The sequence below is a fragment of the Pseudomonas izuensis genome (genome assembly GCF_009861505.1).
GTDB classification, from domain to species: Bacteria; Pseudomonadota; Gammaproteobacteria; order Pseudomonadales; family Pseudomonadaceae; genus Aquipseudomonas; species Aquipseudomonas izuensis.
The window spans coordinates 164,842-183,605 of record NZ_WTFT01000014.1 but is presented as its reverse complement, the minus strand read 5'-3'; the positions used below and the strand labels follow the sequence as shown (position 1 = coordinate 183,605).

The 18,764-nt window shown below is 61.8% G+C and carries 19 protein-coding genes; 9 read left to right on the top strand and 10 right to left on the bottom strand.

Features of this window, described 5'->3' with window-relative positions; genetic code table 11:
- Positions 1-48: 48 nt before the first annotated feature.
- On the bottom strand, positions 49-1,158 hold the full coding sequence (gene ribBA / locus GPL81_RS15160) for a bifunctional 3,4-dihydroxy-2-butanone-4-phosphate synthase/GTP cyclohydrolase II (protein WP_160107408.1): 1,110 nt from the start codon (positions 1,156-1,158) through the stop codon (positions 49-51).
- Between the two features lie 69 nt (positions 1,159-1,227).
- On the opposite strand from ribBA, the gene GPL81_RS15155 reads away from it, so the two are divergent.
- Complete coding sequence (locus GPL81_RS15155; protein ID WP_160107407.1) at positions 1,228-1,521, top strand: DUF1330 domain-containing protein; 294 nt, start codon at positions 1,228-1,230, stop codon at positions 1,519-1,521.
- A 114-nt stretch (positions 1,522-1,635) separates the two neighbouring features.
- Here the strand turns inward: GPL81_RS15155 and GPL81_RS15150 are convergent, their stop codons facing one another.
- The 7 genes from GPL81_RS15150 to GPL81_RS15120 all read right to left on the bottom strand — a co-directional run bounded on the left by GPL81_RS15150 (position 1,636) and on the right by GPL81_RS15120 (position 6,995).
- On the bottom strand, positions 1,636-2,199 hold the full coding sequence (locus GPL81_RS15150; protein ID WP_160107406.1) for an NUDIX hydrolase: 564 nt from the start codon (positions 2,197-2,199) through the stop codon (positions 1,636-1,638).
- Between the two features lie 2 nt (positions 2,200-2,201).
- Entirely contained in the window at positions 2,202-2,954 is a 753-nt protein-coding gene (locus GPL81_RS15145; protein ID WP_121103424.1) for a GntR family transcriptional regulator, read from the bottom strand.
- 74 nt (positions 2,955-3,028) lie between these two features.
- Positions 3,029-3,418, bottom strand: a complete 390-nt coding sequence (locus GPL81_RS15140; protein WP_160107405.1) for a carboxymuconolactone decarboxylase family protein — start codon at positions 3,416-3,418, stop codon at positions 3,029-3,031.
- A gap of 131 nt (positions 3,419-3,549) precedes the next feature.
- Entirely contained in the window at positions 3,550-4,035 is a 486-nt protein-coding gene (locus GPL81_RS15135) for a flavin reductase family protein (protein WP_160107404.1), read from the bottom strand.
- A 12-nt stretch (positions 4,036-4,047) separates the two neighbouring features.
- Entirely contained in the window at positions 4,048-5,529 is a 1,482-nt protein-coding gene (locus GPL81_RS15130) for an aldehyde dehydrogenase (RefSeq protein WP_160107403.1), read from the bottom strand.
- The gene (locus GPL81_RS15125; RefSeq protein ID WP_160107402.1) at positions 5,526-6,359 is read right to left on the bottom strand and encodes an alpha/beta fold hydrolase; all 834 of its coding nucleotides are present in this window, start codon (positions 6,357-6,359) and stop codon (positions 5,526-5,528) included. Before GPL81_RS15125 ends, GPL81_RS15130 begins: the two co-directional genes overlap by 4 nt.
- Before the next feature lie 45 nt (positions 6,360-6,404).
- Entirely contained in the window at positions 6,405-6,995 is a 591-nt protein-coding gene (locus tag GPL81_RS15120) for an amino acid synthesis family protein (protein WP_008019719.1), read from the bottom strand.
- Between the two features lie 335 nt (positions 6,996-7,330).
- On the opposite strand from GPL81_RS15120, the gene GPL81_RS15115 reads away from it, so the two are divergent.
- Positions 7,331-8,329: a bile acid:sodium symporter family protein gene (locus GPL81_RS15115; protein WP_160107401.1), complete on the top strand. Its 999-nt coding sequence runs from the start codon at positions 7,331-7,333 to the stop codon at positions 8,327-8,329.
- 228 nt (positions 8,330-8,557) lie between these two features.
- Here GPL81_RS15115 and ppk2 read toward each other — a convergent pair whose 3' ends face one another.
- Positions 8,558-9,475 (bottom strand): polyphosphate kinase 2, encoded by a 918-nt coding sequence (gene ppk2 / locus GPL81_RS15110; RefSeq protein ID WP_096510327.1) that lies wholly within the window; start codon positions 9,473-9,475, stop codon positions 8,558-8,560.
- A gap of 212 nt (positions 9,476-9,687) precedes the next feature.
- On the opposite strand from ppk2, the gene GPL81_RS15105 reads away from it, so the two are divergent.
- Positions 9,688-10,623, top strand: coding sequence for a Ppx/GppA phosphatase family protein (locus tag GPL81_RS15105; protein WP_160107400.1), 936 nt, complete (start codon positions 9,688-9,690; stop codon positions 10,621-10,623).
- 117 nt (positions 10,624-10,740) lie between these two features.
- On the opposite strand, the gene GPL81_RS15100 is transcribed toward GPL81_RS15105, so the two are convergent.
- Complete coding sequence (locus GPL81_RS15100; RefSeq protein WP_160107399.1) at positions 10,741-11,595, bottom strand: LysR substrate-binding domain-containing protein; 855 nt, start codon at positions 11,593-11,595, stop codon at positions 10,741-10,743.
- A gap of 136 nt (positions 11,596-11,731) precedes the next feature.
- On the opposite strand from GPL81_RS15100, the gene GPL81_RS15095 reads away from it, so the two are divergent.
- From GPL81_RS15095 to GPL81_RS15070, 6 genes are all read left to right on the top strand, one after another.
- Complete coding sequence (locus tag GPL81_RS15095) at positions 11,732-12,784, top strand: agmatine deiminase family protein (protein WP_096515313.1); 1,053 nt, start codon at positions 11,732-11,734, stop codon at positions 12,782-12,784.
- Between the two features lie 4 nt (positions 12,785-12,788).
- On the top strand, positions 12,789-13,697 hold the full coding sequence (gene aguB / locus GPL81_RS15090) for an N-carbamoylputrescine amidase (protein ID WP_160107398.1): 909 nt from the start codon (positions 12,789-12,791) through the stop codon (positions 13,695-13,697).
- A gap of 1 nt (position 13,698) precedes the next feature.
- On the top strand, positions 13,699-14,802 hold the full coding sequence (locus tag GPL81_RS15085; protein ID WP_160107397.1) for an extracellular solute-binding protein: 1,104 nt from the start codon (positions 13,699-13,701) through the stop codon (positions 14,800-14,802).
- 155 nt (positions 14,803-14,957) lie between these two features.
- The gene (locus tag GPL81_RS15080) at positions 14,958-16,079 is read left to right on the top strand and encodes an agmatine deiminase family protein (protein WP_160107396.1); all 1,122 of its coding nucleotides are present in this window, start codon (positions 14,958-14,960) and stop codon (positions 16,077-16,079) included.
- 61 nt (positions 16,080-16,140) lie between these two features.
- Positions 16,141-16,521 (top strand): RidA family protein, encoded by a 381-nt coding sequence (locus tag GPL81_RS15075; RefSeq protein WP_096510334.1) that lies wholly within the window; start codon positions 16,141-16,143, stop codon positions 16,519-16,521.
- A gap of 215 nt (positions 16,522-16,736) precedes the next feature.
- Positions 16,737-18,734 carry a peptidase U32 family protein gene (locus tag GPL81_RS15070; protein ID WP_160107395.1) on the top strand — a complete coding sequence of 666 codons (1,998 nt, stop codon included), beginning with the start codon at positions 16,737-16,739 and terminating at the stop codon, positions 18,732-18,734.
- Positions 18,735-18,764 lie beyond the last annotated feature (30 nt).

Here is an 18,764-nt window from a genome sequence, read left to right as displayed (position 1 = left end):
CGCCATCGCGGGCAAGCCTTGCTCCCACAGTGGATCAGCAGCGCGCTGTTACTGGGTAAACGGAATGCTCTCCACCACCTCCAGGTCATACCCGGTCAACCCTGCATACTTCAGCGGCGGACCCAGATGCCGCAGCTTGCCAACACCCAGGTTCTGCAGGATCTGCGCACCGGTGCCCACTTCCGAATAGATCCGTGACTGTGAGCGGCTGAACTGCCGTGGCGGCTGGGTTAGTTGCGGGACACGCTCCAGCAACGCCTGCGAGGATTCATGGTTGGCCAGCACCACCACCACGCCGCGACCTTCTTCGGCCACCCGTTGCAGTGCGGCCCACAATGTCCAGTTGGAGGGGCCGCTGTATTCGGCGCCGACCAGATCGCGCAGCGGGTCGATCACGTGCACTCGCACCAGCGTCGCTTCATCGCGGCGCAAGTCGCCCATGACCATGGCCATGTGGACACCACCCTCGATGCGATCCTCAAAGGTGATCAGACGAAAGGTGCCATGCACGGTCGGCAATTCACGTTCGCCAATGCGTTCGACCGTGTGTTCGGTGCTCAGGCGGTAGTGAATCAGGTCGGCGATGGTGCCGATTTTGATCCCGTGCTTGCGCGCGAACACTTCCAGGTCCGGACGGCGTGCCATGGTGCCGTCGTCGTTCATGACTTCGACAATCACCGACGCCGGTGTGAAGCCGGCCAGGCGGGCCAGGTCGCAACCGGCTTCGGTATGGCCGGCGCGGGTCAACACGCCGCCTTCCTTGGCACGCAATGGAAAGATGTGGCCCGGTTGCACGATATCGGTCGGGCCTGCCCCATGGGCGACGGCGGCCGCCACGGTGCGTGCCCGGTCGGCGGCGGAAATGCCGGTGGTCACGCCGATGGCCGCTTCGATGGACACCGTGAACGCGGTGCTGAACACACTGCCGTTGCTCGGCACCATTTGCTCGAGACCCAGGCGCTGGCAATGTTCGTCGGTCAGGGTCAGGCAGATCAGGCCGCGCGCTTCCCGGGCCATGAAGCTGATGGCTTCGGCCGTACAGCAGTCCGCTGCCAGCAGCAGGTCGCCTTCGTTTTCCCGGTCTTCGTCATCCACCAGCAGCACCATTTTGCCGAGGCGATAATCTTCGATGATTTCTTCGATGCTGTTGAAGGCCATGCTGGACTCTCAGTGATTGATGGAAATATAGTATGGTATACCATATTACAGAATACTGAGGAGGTCACTATGAAGGCATACTGGATTGCTCACGTGGATGTCACCGATCCCGATCAATACAGCCAATACACCCAGCGGGCACCGGCGGCTTTCGCCTTGTACGGTGGGCGCATGCTGGCCAGGGGCGGGCGCAGCGAAGCGCTGGAAGGGAAAGGGGCGCAGCGTAACGTGGTGATCGAATTCGACTCGTATGAGCAGGCGCTGGCCTGTTACCGGTCGCCGGAGTATCAGGAGGCGAAGCGGCACCGTGAGGGCGCGGGGCGGGCGGAGATTGTTATCGTCGAGGGGGTGGCGCCGGTTTGATTATCTGTGGGAGCAAAGCTTGCTCGCGATAGCGGTGGGTCATTCGCTATTAATGTTGACTGTACCGCCGCTATCGCGAGCAAGCTTTGCTCCCACAGGGTGTGCAGGGTCAAGCTAGCGGATGAAGTGGATTTTGCCGCTGTCGTCGTTGCCGATGTAAATGCCATAGACCCCGGCCTGGCGTTCCTCGATGTAGCGTTCGAGGATTTGCCGGATGGCCGGGTAATAGATGCTGTCCCAGGGAATGTCCTCGGGCGCGAAGAATTTGCAGGCGAGGGTTTCCGGTCCGAACTGGCCGGTGATTTCCAGGGCGATGGCGCGGAAGATGATGTACACCTCGCTGATCTTCGGCACGCTGAAGATCGAGTAGGGCGAGAGGATTTCCCCCCGTACGCCGCTCTCTTCCCAGACCTCGCGCAACGCCGCCTGCTCGGTGGTCTCGCCGGCTTCCATGAAGCCTGCCGGCAGTGTCCAGGTGCCGGGGCGCGGCGGGATTGCGCGTTGGCACAGCAAATACTTGCCGTCCTGCTCAATGATGCAGCCGGCGATGATTTTCGGATTGACGTAGTGGATGTAGCCACAGCCGCGGCACATCAGGCGCTCGTGCGTATCGCCCGGTGGCAGCTGTGACCTGAGGTCATGGCCGCCGCACTTTGGACAAAAGCTCGGGCTGAACATGATCAGCGGCCTATGCGTGGTTCTTTGAGCGCGATGGGCTGGGTGATCTCGGGGATTGCCCCGGTCTCTTCCTGCTGGCGCTTGAGGTAATCGAGGGCGACGGTGGCGGCGGCGCGGACGTGGTCGACGCAGGCCTGGTGGGCGGCCAGGGGATCGCCGCTCTTGATCGCTTCGACCATGCGTTCCATTTCCTGGTTGCTGGCGCCGCGACGGTTTTCCTGGGACACCGAGGTCGCGCGCAAGTAACTGATCCGCGCCTGCAGCTGGCGCAATTGGGTGGCGGCGACGTGGTTGCCGGAACCTTCGAGCAGGACGTCGTAGAAACCCTGGACGGAGTCGATGACTTGCTGCAGTTCACCTTCCTTCAACGCCTGGCGGTTGACCTCCAGGGCTTTTTCCAGGGCCTTGATGTCCTTGGCCTTGGCACGCAGGGTGAACAACTGGACGATCAGGCCTTCGAGCACGCAACGCAGTTCATAGATGTCGACGGCATCGGCCAGGGTGATGATGGCGACTCGCGGCCCCTTGGCGTCGGCGAACTCCACCAGCCCTTCGGACTCCAGGTGACGCAAGGCCTCGCGTACCGAGGTGCGGCTCACGCCAAGGCGATCGCACAGATCGCGTTCGACCAGACGATCTCCCGGCAGAAGCTGGAAGTTCATGATGGCGCTTCGCAGTTTATCCAGCACGATTTCGCGCAGGGTAACGGGGTTGCGATTGACCTTGAAGCTGTCGTCGAGTGGCAGGCGTTTCATGGGGTACGCTCTAAATGTGGCTGTCCTTGCAGAACGGGCATCGACCGCGCGCGTTCAGATCAAACAGCCGAGGGTTAACTGGAGGCCTCGGCATCGGCTTCGGCGAAGGCTTCACGGGCGAGCCGGAAGCTGTCCACGGCCGCCGGGACGCCGCAATAAATGCCGACCTGAAGCAGAATTTCGCGTATTTGCTCACGACTCAAGCCGTTACGCAAGGCGCCGCGCACATGCAGCTTGAGTTCGTGCGGGCGGTTGAGGGCCGAGATCATGGCCAGGTTGATCATGCTGCGTTCCTTGAGCGACAAACCCTCACGGCCCCAGACGTGGCCCCAGCAGTACTCGGTGACCAGGTCCTGCAAGGGGCGGGTGAAGTCGTCGGCGTTCTCGATGGAGCGGTTGACGTAGGCTTGACCGAGCACCTGGGTGCGGATTTTCAGGCCCTGTTCATACTTCTCGTTACTCATGTTGTTTGCCTCAACTCAGCCCCTGTGGGAGCTGGCTTGCCAGCGATGACTTGATCACAGTCAACATCAATGCTGACTGATCTACCGCTTTCGCTGGCAAGCCAGCTCCCACAGGGTTTTGCATTGTTTTCTCAGGCCAGTGTGGGCAGCGGCCCCAGCTTGCCCTTGTGGTAAATCATTGGTGTCACCGGCTGCTCCGGCAGGATCAAATTCTTCACCGCGCCGACGATGATGGCGTGATCACCGCCATCGTATTCGCGCCACAGTTCGCACTCGATGATAGCCGTGGCCTTGGCCAGTATCGGGTTGCCCAGCGCACTCAAATGCCAGTCGATGCCGTTGGCTTTGTCCTTGCCCTTGCCGGCGAACGCATAGGCCTCGGCGGTCTGGTCGGCGGACAGCAGGTGAATCGCGAACTGCTTGCTGTCGCGCAGCACCGGGTAGGTGTCGGAGCCGTAGTTGGGGCAGAACAGCACCAGTGCCGGGTCAATCGACAGCGCACTGAAGGCACTGGCGGTAATGCCGACGATGCCGCCGGCCGGGTCCAGGGTGGTGACCACCGTGACGCCGGACGGGAACGAGCTCATGACGTCTTTGTAAATGCCGGGTTCGATCATTTCGCAGGACTCCTAGCGCATCACAAACGGATCAGGCATGGGCGCCTGGGAGAGGTTGATCCACACCGTTTTCAGCTCGGTGTAGGCCAGCACCGAATCGATGCCGCTTTCGCGTCCATAGCCGCTGTTCTTGAAGCCGCCGATGGGCGCCATGGCCGACACGGCGCGGTAGGTGTTGACCCAGATGATCCCCGAACGCACGTCCCGGGCCAGGCGATGGGCACGCCCCAGGTCGCGGGTCCAGATGCCGGCGGCGAGGCCGAACTGCGAGTCGTTGGCGATGGCCAGCGCTTCGGCTTCGTCCTTGAAGCGGATGACCGAAGCCACCGGGCCGAACACTTCTTCCTGCATGATCTTCATCGAGTTGCGGTCGCACTCGAACAGCGTCGGTTCATAGAACCAGCCGTCACCGAGGTTGGCCGGACGCTTGCCGCCCAGGCGCAGGTGCGCACCTTCGGCAATGGCATCGGCGACCAGGCCTTCGACCACCGCCAGTTGCTGCGCGGTGGCCATCGGGCCCATTTCACTGCTGTCTTCCTGCGGGTTGCCGATGCGGATGCGCTGGGCGCGTTCCACCAGGCGGCCGACGAACTCATCGTAGACTTCGTCCTGCACCAACAGGCGCGAGCCGGACACGCAGCTCTGTCCGGACGCGGCGTAGATCCCGGCGATGGCGCCGTTGATCGCGCTGTCGAGGTCGGCGTCGGCGAAGATGATGTTCGGCGATTTACCGCCCAGTTCCAGCGACAGCTTGGCGAAGTTCTCGGCGCTGCTGCGCACCACATGCCGTGCCGTGGCTGCGCCGCCGGTGAAGGCGATCTTGCGAACCAGCGGATGGCGGGTCAGGGCCGCGCCAGTGCTTGGGCCGTAACCGGTGACGACGTTGACCACGCCCGGAGGGATGCCGGCTTCCAGGGCCAGGCGCGCCAGTTCGAGAATGGTCGCCGAGGCGTGCTCGGACGGCTTGATCACGATGGTGTTGCCCGCGGCCAGGGCCGGGGCCAGTTTGATTGCGGTCAGGTACAGCGGGCTGTTCCACGGAATGATCGCCGCGACCACGCCCATGGCTTCATGCACGGTGTAGGCAAACAGGTCCGGCTTGTCCAGCGGCAGGGTGCCGCCTTCGAGCTTGTCTGCAAGCCCTGCGGTGTAGTGGAAAAACTCCGGCAGATAGCCGACCTGGCCACGGGTTTCGCGGATCAGCTTGCCGTTGTCGCGGCTTTCCAGCTGCGCCAGTTGTTCCTTGTTTTCGGCGATCAGGTCACCCAGGCGCCGCAGCAGCTTGCCGCGAGCGGTGGCGGTCAAACCGCGCCAGGCCGGGCTGTCGAACGCAGTCTGCGCAGCCTGCACGGCGCGCTCGACATCGGCTTCGTCGGCATCGGGCAGTTCTGCCCAGGCTTGTGCCAGGGCCGGGTTCAGGCTTTCGAAAGTCTTGCCCGAGAGGGCATCGACCCATTCACCGCCGATGCACATCTGGAAGCGTGCGAGTGTCATGCAACGATCCCCTTTATATGGTTTTGTCGGGAGTGCGCAGTGTCGAGAAACTCCAGCAACAGCTGGTTGACCAGGCGCGGCGATTCTACGGGCATCATATGTCGCTGTTCGGCGAGTACGGCAACCGTCGCGCCGGGTATGCGCCGGGCCAGTTGCTCGGCCATGTCCGGGGTTGAGCCCGGGTCCAGTTCGCCGGTGGCGACCAGCGTCGGCACCTGGATGTTGGCCAGGTCATCGGCGCGGTACATGTCCTGGGTGGCGAACAGCTCATAAGTGGTCAGGTAACCCTGCGGATCGTTCTGCGCGAGGGTTTGGCGCAGCGCGGCGATCTGCGCCGGATTGGCCGCCTGGTACTCACGGCTGAACCAGCGTGACAACGCCGCTTCGGCGTTGGCGTCCGGCCCGTGTTCGGCGGCCTGACTGGTGCGGGCGATCACGCCGGCGCGTTGTTCGGCGGTGCGATTGAACACGCTGTTGAGCACCACCAGACTCTGCAGGCGTTGCGGGTAATGCAGGGCAAAAGCCCGCGCCACCAACCCGCCCATGGAAAAACCGATCACCGCTGCCTTGGGCAATTGCAAATGATCGAGCAGCTCCAGCAACTGGTCGGCATAGCCGAGCAGAGGCGTGCCGCTTTCCGGGCGCGGGCTGGCGCCATGCCCCAGCATGTCGTAGGCAATGACGCGGTATTGCGTGGCCAGGCCAACGATCTGGCCGCCCCACATTTCTTTGTTCAGGCCCACGCCGTGGATCAAGACCACGGGCTGGCCTTGGCCGGTCGCCAGGTAACTGGTTCCAGCCGGGGTGCGTTCAGCGGTGAGCCGAATCATGGAGCGCTCCTGCATACCTTTTTGTTGTAGTTGCCCGAGCCGGTGTTACTGGGCGTTTTCGGCCGCCAGCTCTTCCAGATCGATGTAACGGTTGCCGATGCGCGGGTGCAGGCGGCCGCCGTCGGCGCAACCCAGGACCACGACGATTTCGTCGGCGCGAGGCGCGTCTTCGATCTGCATTTCCAGGGTGATGTAATGCGAGCGCAGGCCTTCGTCGTCCTTGTGCATCATCGGAATCTGGATCGAGGTGCCCGGGCCGCCGCGCTTATTGGTGAAGCTCAAGTAGCTCTTGGCCTTGACCGCTTCGCGGTAGTGGTTGCCGAAGCGCAGGGTGTGGATGACAGCGGACGCATGTTCGATTTCGCCGTCGGCGCCGACCACTGCAGCTTTGCCATAGGCCTCGATTTTTTCGGCACCGCCGATGATGCCCACCAGGCGTTCAACCATCAGCGCGCCGAGGTCTGAGCAGTTGGCACGGATTTGCGGTTTCAGGTCTTCGACAAAGCCGTTGCCCAGCCAGGGGTTTTTCATCACGACAGCCAGGCCGACCATGGTCACGGGTTTATCGGTGGCCTTGCCGCCTTCGATGAAGGTCTCTTCGACATAGCTGACGATCTTGCGGATTTCGAAACTCATGGGCTGCTCCGTATCAGGATGGAAAGTGTCTGTGCGTATGATGGTATACCATAATATCGGTTGCGCAAGAGTCTTGAACGGGTTTCTCGTCGGGAGGCGATGAAATGGGGCTGAACTCCTGTACGAGCGATCCGATGTGGGAGCAATGCTTGCTCGCGATAGCGGTGGTTCAGCTGGCATCAATGTTGGCTGTGCTGCCGTCATCGCGAGCAAGCTTTGCTCCTACAGGGGGATTTGTCCGTTAGGCGCTATCCACTGGCTTACTAGCGTTAGCCGGCAACCGCGATGGGCGTTAGAGTCGAAGCTACATTCCTGGCAACTCCGGATGACCCCCAATGACTCGCCCTCGTTTCTTGCCCGACAACTTCACCCTGGCCCTGATCGGCGTGGTGCTTATCGCCAGTTTGTTGCCCGCCAGCGGACAGGTGGCGGTGGGCTTTGGCTGGCTGACCAACGTCGCCATTGCCCTGCTGTTTTTCCTGCACGGCGCCAAGCTGTCCCGCGAGTCGATCATCGCCGGTGCTGGCCATTGGCGCCTGCATCTGCTGGTGTTCAGCCTGACCTTCGTGCTGTTCCCGCTGCTGGGGCTGGCGCTCAAGCCGGTGCTGTCACCGATGATCGGCGCTGACCTGTACATGGGCATGCTCTACCTCTGTGCGCTGCCCGCCACCGTGCAGTCGGCGATTGCCTTCACGTCCCTGGCCCGTGGCAACATTCCGGCGGCGATTTGCAGCGCGGCGGCCTCCAGCCTGTTCGGGATTTTCCTCACGCCGTTGCTGGTAACCCTGCTGCTGAATGTGCACGGCGACGGCGGTTCGACGGTCGATGCCATCGTGAAGATCAGCGTGCAGTTATTACTGCCGTTCATTGCCGGGCAGATTGCGCGGCGCTGGATCGGCGCCTGGGTGGGGCGTAACAAGCACTGGCTGAAGTTCGTTGACCAGGGCTCGATTCTGCTGGTGGTCTACGGCGCGTTCAGCGAGGCGGTGAACGAAGGCATCTGGCATCAGATTCCGCTGCGGGACCTGGCGGGGCTGGTGGTGGCGTGCTGCGTGGTGCTGGGACTGGTGCTGGTGGCGTCCACCGTGCTCGGCAAGGCGTTTGGCTTCAATCAGGAAGACCGCATCACCATCCTGTTCTGTGGTTCGAAGAAAAGCCTGGCCACGGGCGTGCCCATGGCCCAGGTGCTGTTCGCCGGCAGCACCATCGGCGTGTTGATCCTGCCGCTGATGCTGTTCCATCAGATTCAGCTGATGGTCTGTGCGGTGCTGGCCCAGCGTTATGCAAAACGCCAGGAGTCGGTGGCTGAACTGATGGGGCAGGTCGATCCCTGATACACAAACCCTGTAGGAGCGAGCCTGCTCGCGATGGACGCCTGGACGACACGGGTTGTCTGATTCCCCGCGTTATCGTTGACGTCCATCGCGAGCAGGCTCGCTCCTACAGGGTGGAGCAGGCAAAAAAAAGCCGTCCAGGAGGACGGCGGGAAAAAAGCACGCGGTATATGGCGTCAGTATTGCGGCAGCAAGGTTACAGATTCATGACGCGTTGACGCCCGGTCGTCAGTAAACCTGCGGCACGATGATTTCCGGTGGCGTCGGGCTACGCGAGTAATCCTCCTGGCGCACGCGCTCCGGCAGTTCGATCACCGGCAGTTCCACCTCTTCATAGGGCATTTGTCCCAGCAAGTGATGGATACAGTTGAGCCGTGCCTTCTTCTTGTCGTCGGCCTGTACCACCCACCACGGCGCTTCGGCGATATGGGTGCGTTCGAGCATGATTTCCTTGGCCTTGGTGTAGGCCTCCCAGCGACGGCGGGATTCCAGGTCCATGGGGCTGAGTTTCCATTGCTTGAGCGGGTCATGGATGCGGCTGAGAAAGCGCAGGTGCTGTTCCTGGTCGGAAATCGAGAACCAGTATTTGATCAATTGGATGCCGGAGCGCGCGAGCATGCGTTCGAACTCGGGCACGGTGCGAAAGAATTCTTCGTATTGGTCCGCATTGCAGAACCCCATGACTTGCTCGACGCCGGCGCGGTTGTACCAACTGCGGTCGAACAGGACGATTTCGCCCGCGGCCGGCAGGTGCGAGACGTAGCGCTGGAAATACCACTGGGTGCGTTCGCGATCATTGGGCGCGGGCAGGGCGGCGACCCGGCAGACCCGGGGATTGAGCCTCTGCGTGATGCGTTTGATCACACCGCCTTTACCTGCCGCGTCGCGTCCTTCGAACAGGATCACCACCTTGTGCCCGGTTTTCACCACCCAACTCTGCAACTTCACCAGTTCACCCTGCAGGCGGAACAGCTCGCTGAAGTAGCGGCGTCGCTCCTGCTTTTCGGGGCTGTCGCCGAGGTGGTCGTCGAACAGCGCTTCGAGGTCGTGATCGTCCTCCAGCAGCTCCAGTTCAAGCTCCTCGTCACTGTGATCGAGTAGTTCGCGGTGAATACGTTGCAACAGGGTGTCGTTGGTCAGCGGCATGGTCATCACTCCCCACGAAGATGGAAGTGCCCATGCTAGGCCCGTGCGTGTGACGGCGTGGTGACGGACAGATGATGGTGGACAGAAGGTAACTGAATTTGTCCGGCTGTCATCAGGGTGTCACCAACCCCATGGCAGGATCGGCGCAAACCGCCTTTAGCGCCCCTTGGAACTCCGTCCAGGGGCTGATGAAACTGCCAGGAATCCCTACCATGAAAGGAGACGCCTCCCTGTTTGCAGCCGTTGACCTGGGCTCCAATGCGTTTCGCATGATGATTGGCCAGCAGGTCAAACGGAACCGACAGATCATGATCCAGGAAGTCAAAACCCTGCGTGAGCCTGTGCGTCTGGCGGAGGGGTTTCAAGGCGGGGGCCTGGACGAAATGGCGCTGGATCGGGGCTGGCAGGCGCTGGCGCGTTTCGGCAAGAAATTGCGCGGCTTTGAAGCCGGGCGAGTACGGGCAGTCGCGACCAGTGCCGTGCGTGAAGCGGACAATGCTCAATTGTTCCTGGCCAGCGCGGAACGCCATCTGGGGTTTCGTATCGATGTCATCTCCGGGCAGGAAGAAGCCCATCTGGTCTACGCCGGGGTCGCCCATACGCTTCCGGGGGCAGACAGCATGCGCCTGGTGGTGGACATCGGTGGCGGGTCCACCGAGTTGATTCTGGGGCGCGGCGCGCAACCCCTGGTCACCGAAAGCATTGCCATCGGCAGCGGCACCTTTGGGATGCGCTACTTTGCGGGCGGCGCCATTACTGCTCAGGCATTGCTTGAAGCCGAGCGCGTCGCCACGCTGGCCTTTGACAAGGTCGCCCGGCGTTATCGTGCCAAGGGCTGGCAGCAGACCATCGGCTCTTCAGGCACTGCGCGCATGTTGGCCAAAGTGCTCAACGCCAACGGGTTGAACGATTTCGGCCAACGGGGCATTACCTACAGCGGCCTGTTGCGATTGTCGCTGCGCCTGCTGGAAATCGGGCATGTCAAGAAGCTGCGGCTGGCAGGGCTGCCAGCCCATCGACTGAGCATCCTGCCGGGCGGCCTGGTGCTCATGCTGGCGGCATTCAAGGTCTTCGGCATCACCCACATGACGCCTTCCGAGCCGGGTTTGCGGTTCGGTGTCCTGCATGGCCTGATGTCCCGTCACTGACGCGCAGGCGCTTTGTAGGCGCGAGCTTGCTCGCGATGGAGGCACAAGCACCGTGGAGTGTCAGGCAGCCAGCGTTATCGTTAACGACCATCGCGAGCACGCCGGCTCCTACAGGGGTTATGTCTCCTCCAGGTTTTCGATCAACCATTCACTGAAAGCCCGCGCATTGCTTTCACTGTCGCGATGGGTCAACAGCGCCCAGTTCGGGCCGCGGATGGTTTGCTCCACCAGCGGTTGCAACAGGCCGGTGGCACGAGCCTGCCGGCTGAGCAACTGGCTCACCAGCGCGATACCGAGCCCCGCGCACGCGGCGTCCAGCAGCAGGCCGGGGTCGGAGAAGTTCAGCCCCTGATCCTGCTGGCCGACATCGATGCCGGCCTCCACCGCCCAGTGACTCCAATCCATTTCCCGTTCGCCGTGCAGGGTGGTGCGCTGTGCCTGCGATTGCGCCAAAAGGTCCGGGTGGCAGGCGGGGTAGAGGCGGTCGGCGTACAGCACCTTGAAACTGCATTCGGCCTGGGAACTGATGTCATCGCGCACCGCGATGTCGATGGTCTGGGTGGCCATGTCCGGTACTTCATTGGTGCTGTAAATCCACAGATCGACCTGCGGATGCCGGCGGCGAAAATCCCCCAGGCGTGGCAACAGCCAGTGGCGAGCGAACGCCGGGGTGGTGTTGAGCACCAGTTGATTGGGTTTCTGATACTGCCCGAGACGGCGAATGCCCACGGACAGTTGTTGCAGCAGGGCCTGGGTGGTGCTGAGCAAATCATGCCCCGCGTCGGTCAGGCTGACACTGCGTCCGCTGCGAAAAAACAGCGGTTGCTCGAGGTACGCCTCAAGGCTGCGAATCTGCTGGCTGATGGCCGACTGGGTGAGGTGCAATTCGGCGGCAGCCTTGTGAAAACTGCCCAGTCGGGCGGCGGCTTCGAAGCCGCGAAGGGTGCTCAGTGGCGGCCAGTGCTTCAGCATATTGATAAGTTCCCCTAATCACTTCTCTACAAAATCCATCGTTTGTTTGCCCGTTTTTACAGCCGTAGCATGCAAGCCAAGACCAACAAGGCAGTTTTTGTTGAACACAATGGCTTAACTAATGGGGCTTTTTATCATGCTGCAGAACGAAAATCTAAACACCGGTTGGATGATGCCTGCGGAGTGGGTCCGCCATGCCGCGACCTGGATGGTCTGGCCGCACAACCAGGCTCTTTGGGAGTCGGGCTGGCGCGTGACCCTGGCTCAGGTGCAAGAAGATTTCGCGGGCGTGGCCAACGCCATTGCCCGTTTCGAACCGGTGAAAATGGTCGTTGATCCCTCTGCCGTAGCCAGCGCCAAAGCCCTGTGTGGACCGAACATCGAACTGATCGAGTTGCCGGTCAACGACAGCTGGTGCCGCGATTCCGGACCGAGTTTCGTTTGCCACCCGCAGCAAGGCCTGGCCGGGGTGAGCTGGCGCTTCAATGCCTGGGGCGGCAAGTCGGCCCATGATCTGGACGAAGGCCTGGCGCGGCGTGCGCTCAATCACCTGGGCTTGCCGTGCTTCGGCACGCACTTGAGTAACGAGGGCGGGGCTATTCACGTCGATGGCGAAGGCACGTTGATCACCACCGAATCGGTGTTGCTCAACCCCAATCGCAACCCGGGGATGAACAAGGCAGAGATGGAGGAGATCTTTGCGCGTCTGCTGGGCGTGAAGAAGACCATCTGGTTGCCGGGTGATCCGGACTACGTCACCGGCGATATGACCGACGGCCATGTCGATGGCGTGTGCGCATTCGCCCGCCCAGGCGTGTTGCTGGTGGACGCCACGCATGACCGGCAATCGGTGTATGCCGAAGTGGCCAAAGAGAACCGCCGAGCCCTGGAATTGGCGACTGATGCCAAGGGACGCAAGTTCGAACTGATCGAACTGTATGAAGCCAGCGATGCCGTGGACCCTGAAGCCGAAGTGTTCTGCGCGTCCTACACCAACTTCTACATCGTCAACGACGCGATCATCATGCCGGCCTACGGCATTGAAGCCGACCACGCGGCCGCCGAGGTGCTGGGCAAGGCGTTCCCGGGGCGCGAGGTGGTGCCGGTGCGCATCAATCATCTGGCCCATGGCGGTGGCGGTGTGCATTGCATTACTCAGCAACAGCCGGCCTGGCCGGTGGAGGGTTAATGCCATGACCCTGTTGACCATTGCTGTCACCCAGATGCCCTGCACCTGGGACCTGCAACACAACCTCGATCTGGCCGAGCAACTGGTGCGTGAGGCGGCGGCCAAAGGTGCGCAGGTCATCCTGTTGCAGGAGCTGTTTGCCACGCCGTATTTCTGTATCGAGCAAAGTCACCAGCATTTGGCACTGGCCCAGGAGTTTCGCGACAGCCCCGTGCTCAAGCGCTTCGCCGCGCTGGCCAGGGAGTTGGGCGTGGTGTTGCCGCTGAGCTGGTTCGAGAAGGCCGGCAATGCGTACTTCAATTCCTTGTGCGTGGCCGATGCCGATGGGCGTTTGCTGGAGGTGTATCGCAAGACCCATATTCCCAACGCCATTGGCTACCAGGAAAAGGAATATTTCAGCCCGGGCGACACCGGTTTCCGTGTCTGGGACACGGCGTTCGGGCGCATCGGCGTGGGCATCTGCTGGGACCAGTGGTTCCCCGAGACGGCTCGCTGCCTGGCCTTGATGGGCGCTGAAGTGCTGCTGTTTCCCACCGCCATTGGTTCAGAACCCGGCTGCGCCAGCCTGGATTCCCGCGACCACTGGCAAATGACCATGCGCGGTCATGCGGCCGCCAACATCTTGCCGGTGGTGGCCTCCAATCGCGTCGGTCGTGAAGCGGCGACTACCGATCCAGCCTTGCAGATGAGTTTCTACGGCTCGTCCTTCATCTGTAACCACAAGGGCAAATTGCTCGCCGAGGCCGACCGTGACAGCACGGGCGTACTGGTGCACAGCCTCGACCTCGCGGCCATGCGCGAAGAACGCCTGAGCTGGGGCATCTACCGCGATCGCCGTCCGGACATGTACGGAGCACTGTTGAGCCAGGACGGTCGCCACCTCAATGCACGCTGGAATACTCAAGGGGTCTGACATGCATACATTCAATAGAAGGTTGCCCGCCATCCTGGGATTGGCCTTTACCTGTGCGGTGACCTCGCTGCACGCCGAGGAGAAAACCCTGCGGCTGTACAACTGGGCCGACTATTTTGCCGAGGACACCCTGAGCCGGTTCACCGCCGAAACCGGGATCAAAGTGATCTACGACGTCATGGATGGCAGCGAGACGCTGGAAGCCAAGATGCTGGCCGGTGGCAGCGGTTATGACCTGATCTTTCCCGGTGACACCGTGGCCGAGCGCCTGGTGCGCGCTGGCAGCCTGCAGCCGCTGGACCGCTCGAAACTCACGGAGCTTGCCGACATCGAACCCGGCCTGCAAAGGCTGCGCCGGCAATACGAGCATTCGAGCCAGGCCACTGTCCCTTACACCTGGGGCACCATCGGCGTGACTTATAACGACGAGCAGATCAAGCAGCGTGTGCCGGATGCCCCGGTCAACAGCCTGGACATGTTGTTCAAGCCTGAATTGGCCGCAAAGTTTGCCGATTGCGGCATCTCGATGATCGACTCGCCGGACGAAGTGCTGGCAGTGGTGCTCAACTACCTCGGTCGCGAGCCGCGCAGTGCCAAGCCCGAAGACCTGAAGGCGGCGGGCGAACTGCTGGCCGGGTTGCGGCCGTACATTCGCAAGTTCCAGTCGCAACCGGTGACCGACCTGGTGAACGGCAACCTGTGCCTGTCCCTCGGTTACAGCGGCGACATGACCCAGGCGCAACGCACCTCGGATTCCGCCGGCAAGAAAACCAGGTTCCAGTACCGCATTCCCCGTGAGGGCACTACGGTATGGATGGACACCATGGCGATTCCGGTCGATGCCAAGCATCCGGAGTACGCCTATGCGTTCATCAACTTCGTCATGCGCCCGCAGAACATGGCGGCCATCAGTAACTTCACCGGTTATCCAACGTCGAATGCCAAGGCCCGTCCCAACGTCGATGCCTCGATGCGCGACAACCCGGACATCTACATCAATGAAGCCACCTATGCTCGATTGATTCCCGGCAAAGACATTCCCCAGGCCGACATGCGGGCGCGCATGCGCACCTGGACCAAGTTCAAGACCGCTACCGGCCAGTGAAATCGGCGCTGACTCCGTAGGAGCAAAGCTTGCTCGCGATAGCGGTGTGTCAGTCGACATCATCATTGACTGACCCGGCGCTATCGCGAGCAAGCTTTGCTCCTACAGGGGCGGTTTTGTTGGCCGGGTTTTTATTCATTTTCAGGAACCATTGCATGTCAACGCGTCGCGAATTCATCAAGCAGGTATCGGTTGTCGCCGGTGTGGGAGCTGCTTTCATGGGCCTTGGCCTGACATCCGTATCAGCACTGGCGGCCAGCGCGGGCCGTTGGTACATGCCGGATGAAGGTGACAAACATCAACAGGCCTTCATCGCCTTCGGCGCTCAGGACGCCATCTGGGAAGACTTCACCCCGGACGTGCAAGCCGCCCTCGGCCGGATCGCACGGACTATCGCCGGTTATGAGGCGGTCACCGTGTTCTGTCGCGAAAGTGAGCGGGATCTGGCCGAAGAGCATTGCGGTAACGCCAATATTACCTACGTCATCACCGAGCTCGACGACATCTGGATGCGTGATATCGGTGCCAATTTTGTCGTTGATGGCAAAGGCGAACTCGGCGCCGTGGACTTCAACTTCAACGGCTGGGGCAACAAACAGCGGCATGGCAAGGATGCGCAAGTGGCGGCTCTGATTGCCCGCCGCGAAGAAGCCGATCATATCCGCAGCGAACTGGTGGGCGAGGGTGGTGGTATCGAAGTGGACGGTCACGGCACCGGGATCATGACCGAAAGCAGCTGGATCAATGCCAATCGCAACCCGCAGTGGAGCAAGGCCGAGGTCGAGCAAGAACTGAAGGCGCGCCTGGGCCTGCGCAAAATCATTTGGCTGCCGGGCATCAAGGGCAAGGACATTACCGACGCCCATGTCGACTTCTATGCACGTTTTGTAAAGCCGGGCGTAATCATCGCCAACCTCGACAACGACCCGGAGTCCTATGACAACAAGGTCACCCGTGCGCATCTGGAAATCCTTAAGAACGCCACGGATGCCGATGGGCGCAAGCTGCAGGTGCACACCGTGTCGCCGCCAATGAACCCGCGCAAGAGCAAGTTCAACCGCGGCAATCAGGATTTCGCCGCCGGTTACATCAACTACTTCGTGATCAATGGGGCAATCATTGCGCCTGAGTTTGGCGACAAGGCGGCCGATCGCAAGGCCTTCGACCTGCTGTCTGAACTCTACCCGGACCGTGAGGTGGTGCAGTTGAACATTGATGCCATCGCGGCCGGTGGTGGCGGTATCCACTGCGTGACCAGTCATCAGCCGCTGGTTTAGCGATGGTCGCGGGGCGTCTGGTAAACTGCGCCCCCTTTACCTCCTCAAACAAGAGTGCCCCATGGCCAACCAAGACATCGTCTTCACGCCCGATCCCGACCAGGACTCCATTTCCTCCGACGTCGCCGCGTTCAACGGCATCCTGATGTCCACCCAGATCCCGACCCGTGCCGATGGCAGCCTGGAGCTGGGCGACATTACCCTGCAGTGCGAATGCACCCTGCAAGCACTCAAGGTCGCGCTGGAGCGCGCGGGCAGTTCCATGGATCGCGTCATGCACCTGACCATCTACCTCACCGACATGGCCGACCGCGCCGCGTTCAACGAAGTCTACAAGCGCTACTTCGCCAAGCCATGGCCGGTGCGTGCCGCCGTAGGCGTGGCCTCCCTGGCCGTCGAAGGCATGAAGGTGGAAGTCGTCGCCATGGCGGCCAAGGCCTGATCCGGTAACACCCCCAACCCCTGTGGGAGCTGGCTTGCCAGCGATGGCATCGGCACATCAAACATTGATGTCGCCTGACACACCGCTATCGCTGGCAAGCCAGCTCCCACAAGGATTTGGGTAATCCAGCACCACCCGGCAGCACACGGGTGCCCGTCAGGCATTTCGCCGCTACAATGCGCACCTCGACCGTGACAGCCTGACTAAAAAAACATATGTCCTTGCCCAAGCATCACCTGGAATTGCTCAGCCCCGCCCGCGATGTCGCCATTGCCCGCGAGGCCATTCTGCATGGCGCCGACGCCGTGTACCTTGGCGGCCCGAGCTTCGGCGCCCGCCACAACGCCTGCAACGAAGTGAGCGATATCGCCGGCCTGGTGGAGTTCGCCCATCGTTACCACGCCCGGGTGTTCACCACCATCAACACCATCCTGCACGACAACGAGCTGGAGCCGGCCCGCAAGCTGATCCACGAGCTGTACGATGCCGGCGTCGATGCGCTGATCGTCCAGGACCTGGGCGTGATGGAACTGGACATCCCGCCGATCGAGCTGCACGCCAGCACCCAGACCGACATCCGCACCCTGGCGCGGGCGAAGTTCCTCGACCAGGCGGGTTTCTCGCAACTGGTCCTGGCCCGCGAGCTGAACCTGCAGGAAATCCGCGCCATCGCCGACGAGACCGACGCGGCGATCGAGTTCTTCATCCACGGCGCACTGTGCGTGGCGTTCTCCGGCCAGTGCAACATTTCCCACGCGCAGACCGGACGCAGTGCCAACCGTGGCGACTGCTCCCAGGCTTGCCGCCTGCCTTACACCCTCAAGGACGAAAAGGGCGGTGTGATCGCCTACGAAAAGCACCTGCTGTCGATGAAGGACAACAACCAGAGCGCCAACATCCGTGCCCTGGTCGAAGCCGGCGTGCGTTCGTTCAAGATCGAAGGGCGCTACAAGGACATGGGGTATGTGAAGAACATCACGGCCTATTACCGCCAGCGCCTGGACGAGGTCCTCGAAGACCGTCCGGACCTGGCCCGCGCGTCCAGCGGCCGCACCGCGCACTTCTTCGTGCCCGACCCGGACAAGACCTTCCACCGTGGCAGCACCGACTATTTCGTCAGCGACCGCAAGATCGATATCGGCGCCTTTGACTCGCCGACCTTCACCGGGCTGCCGGTGGGCGTGGTGGAAAAAGTCGGCAAGCGCGACCTGATCGTGGTCACCCAGGAACCCTTGTCCAACGGCGATGGCCTCAACGTGTTGGTCAAGCGCGAAGTCGTGGGCTGGCGGACCAACATCGCCGAACCCAAAGGCGAGTTCGAAGAGGACGGCGAGAAGCGCTATCGCTACCGCGTCGAGCCCAACGAGATGCCGAAAGGGTTGCACTCGTTACGCCCGAATCATCCGCTGAACCGCAACCTGGATCACAACTGGCAGCAAGCCCTGCAAAAGACCTCCGCCGAACGTCGCATCGGCCTGGCTTGGGTGGCTCGCCTGGACGAACAGCGCCTGCAACTGACCGCCACCAGCGAGGAGGGCGTCAGCGCCAGCGTGTCCCTGGACGGTCCGTTCGGCCTGGCCAACAAGCCGGAACAAGCGCTGGAGCAACTGCGCGACCTGCTGGGTCAACTGGGCACCACCGAATACCACGCCACCGATATCAAGCTCGAGGCTCCCCAGGCGTTCTTCATCCCCAACTCGCAGCTCAAGGCCTTGCGCCGCGAAGTGATCGAAGCGCTGACGGCGGCCCGCCTGCTGGCACACCCACGGGGCGGTCGCAAGGCCGAGACCAATCCGCCGCCGGTGTACCCGGAGTCGCACCTGTCATTCCTGGCCAACGTCTACAACCAGAAGGCCCGGGATTTCTATCACCGTCACGGGGTCGAGCTGATCGACGCGGCGTACGAGGCCCATGAAGAACTTGGCGAAGTGCCGGTGATGATCACCAAGCATTGCCTGCGCTTCTCGTTCAACCTCTGTCCGAAACAGGCCAAGGGCGTCACCGGCGTGCGCACCAAGGTCGCGCCGATGCAGCTGATTCACGGCGATGAAGTGCTGACCCTGAAGTTCGACTGCAAGCCTTGCGAGATGCACGTGATCGGCAAGATGAAGGGCCACATCCTTGACCTGCCGCTTCCGGGCAGCACGCAGCCAGTGGTCGGCCACATCAGTCCCGAAGACCTGCTCAAGACCATCCCCCGCGCCCCGCACTGAGTAGCGCAAAACCCTGTAGGAGCAAGCTTG

Excerpts from the sequence above, each read along its gene's own strand:
- ribBA (WP_160107408.1), bottom strand. The coding sequence starts at position 1,158 with ATGGCCTTCAACAGCATCGAAGAAATCATCGAAGATTATCGCCTCGGC.
- GPL81_RS15155 (WP_160107407.1), top strand. The coding sequence starts at position 1,228 with ATGAAGGCATACTGGATTGCTCACGTGGATGTCACCGATCCCGATCAA.
- GPL81_RS15150 (WP_160107406.1), bottom strand. The coding sequence starts at position 2,199 with ATGTTCAGCCCGAGCTTTTGTCCAAAGTGCGGCGGCCATGACCTCAGG.
- GPL81_RS15145 (WP_121103424.1), bottom strand. The coding sequence starts at position 2,954 with ATGAAACGCCTGCCACTCGACGACAGCTTCAAGGTCAATCGCAACCCC.
- GPL81_RS15140 (WP_160107405.1), bottom strand. The coding sequence starts at position 3,418 with ATGAGTAACGAGAAGTATGAACAGGGCCTGAAAATCCGCACCCAGGTG.
- GPL81_RS15135 (WP_160107404.1), bottom strand. The coding sequence starts at position 4,035 with ATGATCGAACCCGGCATTTACAAAGACGTCATGAGCTCGTTCCCGTCC.
- GPL81_RS15130 (WP_160107403.1), bottom strand. The coding sequence starts at position 5,529 with ATGACACTCGCACGCTTCCAGATGTGCATCGGCGGTGAATGGGTCGAT.
- GPL81_RS15125 (WP_160107402.1), bottom strand. The coding sequence starts at position 6,359 with ATGATTCGGCTCACCGCTGAACGCACCCCGGCTGGAACCAGTTACCTG.
- GPL81_RS15120 (WP_008019719.1), bottom strand. The coding sequence starts at position 6,995 with ATGAGTTTCGAAATCCGCAAGATCGTCAGCTATGTCGAAGAGACCTTC.
- GPL81_RS15115 (WP_160107401.1), top strand. The coding sequence starts at position 7,331 with ATGACTCGCCCTCGTTTCTTGCCCGACAACTTCACCCTGGCCCTGATC.
- ppk2 (WP_096510327.1), bottom strand. The coding sequence starts at position 9,475 with ATGCCGCTGACCAACGACACCCTGTTGCAACGTATTCACCGCGAACTA.
- GPL81_RS15105 (WP_160107400.1), top strand. The coding sequence starts at position 9,688 with ATGAAAGGAGACGCCTCCCTGTTTGCAGCCGTTGACCTGGGCTCCAAT.
- GPL81_RS15100 (WP_160107399.1), bottom strand. The coding sequence starts at position 11,595 with ATGCTGAAGCACTGGCCGCCACTGAGCACCCTTCGCGGCTTCGAAGCC.
- GPL81_RS15095 (WP_096515313.1), top strand. The coding sequence starts at position 11,732 with ATGCTGCAGAACGAAAATCTAAACACCGGTTGGATGATGCCTGCGGAG.
- aguB (WP_160107398.1), top strand. The coding sequence starts at position 12,789 with ATGACCCTGTTGACCATTGCTGTCACCCAGATGCCCTGCACCTGGGAC.
- GPL81_RS15085 (WP_160107397.1), top strand. The coding sequence starts at position 13,699 with ATGCATACATTCAATAGAAGGTTGCCCGCCATCCTGGGATTGGCCTTT.
- GPL81_RS15080 (WP_160107396.1), top strand. The coding sequence starts at position 14,958 with ATGTCAACGCGTCGCGAATTCATCAAGCAGGTATCGGTTGTCGCCGGT.
- GPL81_RS15075 (WP_096510334.1), top strand. The coding sequence starts at position 16,141 with ATGGCCAACCAAGACATCGTCTTCACGCCCGATCCCGACCAGGACTCC.
- GPL81_RS15070 (WP_160107395.1), top strand. The coding sequence starts at position 16,737 with ATGTCCTTGCCCAAGCATCACCTGGAATTGCTCAGCCCCGCCCGCGAT.